The organism is Halorubrum sp. AJ67 (assembly GCF_000513435.1).
Genome location: NZ_CBVY010000005.1, coordinates 26,313 through 28,631, shown reverse-complemented (window position 1 = coordinate 28,631; position 2,319 = coordinate 26,313). Strand labels below are relative to the sequence as shown.

Here is a 2,319-nt window from a genome sequence, read left to right as displayed (position 1 = left end):
GTCGCTCTCCGTCGAGCGCCGGGGGACGGCGCTTCGACAGCAGACCGACGACGCCATCACGTCGCCCTCGGCGACGCGGATCCGCCTCGAGTTGAACCCCGACCGCAGCGCCGACTGGACCGTCGCCGTGCGGTACTCGCTGGCGGACGGAAACGAGACGGCCGCGTTCGAGACCGCCGGCGATCGGTTCCGGGACGGCGATATCGGCCCGAGCGCCGACCTGTTCGAGGGGTTCCGTCGCGAGGCGAACCGCAACGTCGGCCGGTCGATGTCGATCGGGGACGTCGACCGCGAGGTCGTCGTCCACGAGGACCCGGAAGAGTTCGACGTCGCGACCGAGGAGGCGGTCGCGGTCGGCGAACTGCGGCTGACGTTCACGTGGACGGCGTTTCTCGCGCAGGACGGCGAGAACCTCGTCCTCGGCGACGCGTTGACGACGCCGGGCAACGAGACGTGGCTGCGCAGCCTCGAATCGAGCCAGACGCTGGAGGTGGCGACGCCCGAGGGATACACCGTCACCGGAACGCCGAGCACGGCCGTGACACGGCTCTCCGACGGCGACGTGATCATCGAAGGCCCCCAGACGTTCGACGGGGGCGAGCCGGTGGCGATCGTCTACGGGCCCGCAGGGTCGCCGCCGTGGGAGATGGTTGTGGCCGCGATCCTGCTCGCGGCGACCCTCGTCGCCGGGAGCGTCGTGGGATACCGCCGGATCAACGCCGCGGAGGCCGAAGCCGGCGAACCGGTCGCGAACGGCGACGAACGGGAGGCGAGAGCGGAGGCCCGAGGTCCCGTCACCGGTCCGAACGGGGGCGGCGGACCCGAGACGGACGCCGGGGGATCCGCCGATACCGACGGGAGCGAGGACGGGACGGACCTCTCGCTGCTGTCGGACGAGGAGCGCGTCGAGCGGCTCCTCGACGAGAACGGCGGTCGGATGCGGCAGGCCGACATCGTCGCCGAGACCGGGTGGTCGGACGCGAAGGTGTCGCAGTTGCTGTCGGCGATGGCCGACGAGGGCCGCGTCGAGAAGCTCCGGCTGGGCCGCGAGAACCTCATCTCGCTGCCGGACGGCGAGGACAGCGAGGGCGGTGACGAGGCCGAACGCGTCGACGACTGAGCGGCCCGACCGGAGACTGGAGTCCGACCGACCGCGACGAAAACCGATTGTCCGCCGTCGACCGTTCCGAAAACCATTACAGGGCGAGCGCCGCAGTATCGATCATGAAGGTTCTGGTGACCGTCAAGGAGGTCGCGGAGGCTGACGACGACTTCGCGATCGAGGGGACCGACATCGCCGAGTCCGACCTCGAATACGACCTCAACGAGTGGGACGACTACGCCGTCGAGGCCGCCGTCCAGTTGGCCGAGAGCGGGATCGCGGACGAGGTCGTCGCCGTCACCGTCGGCCCGGAGCGCGCCGAGGAGACGATCCGGATGGCGCTCGCGAAGGGCGCGGACCGGGCGGTCCGGGTCTGGGACGACGCGCTGGAGGGCTCGTTCCCGGACGTCGCCTCGAAGGTCGACCTGTTCGAGGCCGTCGTCGCGGAAGAGAAGCCGGACCTGATCCTCGGCGGCGTTCAGGCGGCCGACACCGGGTTCGGCGCGACCGGCGTCGCGCTCGCCGAGCGGATCGGCTTCGAGCACGCCGCGGTCGTCAACCACCTCGGACGTCGACGCGGACGCGGGCGTCGCGCACGTCCACCGCGAGCTGGAGGCGGCGTCGAGGAGCTGACCGACGTCGACCTCCCGGCGGTGTTGACGGTCCAGACCGGACTCAACGAGCCGCGGTAGCCAGCCTCCGCGGGATACGACAGGCGCAGCGCAAGGAGATCGCCGCGAAGGATCTGGCCGATCTCGGTCTGACCGCCGCCGACGTCGAGAGCGCGCTGACGATCACCGAGATGTACGAACCGGAAAGCGAGTCTGACGCGGAGATCATCGAGGGCGACGCGGGGGAGTCCGCGGGCCGCCTTGCGGAGGTCCTGCGGGAGAAGGGGGTGGGCGCGTGATGAGCGTGCTCGTCGTCGCCGAACACCGTCGCGGAGACCTGCGGGACGTCTCGTACGAGGCGATCACCGCCGGGAGAGCGCTCGCGGACGAGCGCGGGAGCGACCTCCACGTGGCCGTGATCGGCGGCGACGTCGACGCGTTCGCGGCGGACCTGAACCGCGAGGGCGTCGACGCGGTCCACGCCGTCGACGACGGCGAGGAGTTCGACCACAACGCCTACCAGACGGCGGCCGCGGAGCTCGCCGACCGGCGTCGACGCCGGCGCGGTCGGTGCTGCCGAACTCCGTCAACGGGCTCGACTACGCG

General features: G+C 71.2%; 1 protein-coding gene and 2 pseudogenes. All 3 read left to right on the top strand.

All coding sequences use genetic code 11. From position 1 onward, the window contains the following. Positions 1-7: 7 nt before the first annotated feature. Positions 8-1,120, top strand: a pseudogene (locus tag BN903_RS06455) (helix-turn-helix transcriptional regulator); the annotation flags it as partial. A 104-nt stretch (positions 1,121-1,224) separates the two neighbouring features. Then, positions 1,225-1,794 (top strand): electron transfer flavoprotein subunit beta/FixA family protein, encoded by a 570-nt coding sequence (locus BN903_RS06450; protein WP_228841039.1) that lies wholly within the window; start codon positions 1,225-1,227, stop codon positions 1,792-1,794. 214 nt (positions 1,795-2,008) lie between these two features. Next, a pseudogene (locus BN903_RS06445) lies at positions 2,009-2,319 on the top strand (electron transfer flavoprotein subunit alpha/FixB family protein); the annotation flags it as partial.

What these genes read in the sequence shown, in the direction of transcription:
- BN903_RS06450 (WP_228841039.1), top strand. Translation starts at nt 1,225, where the DNA reads ATGAAGGTTCTGGTGACCGTCAAGGAGGTCGCGGAGGCTGACGACGAC.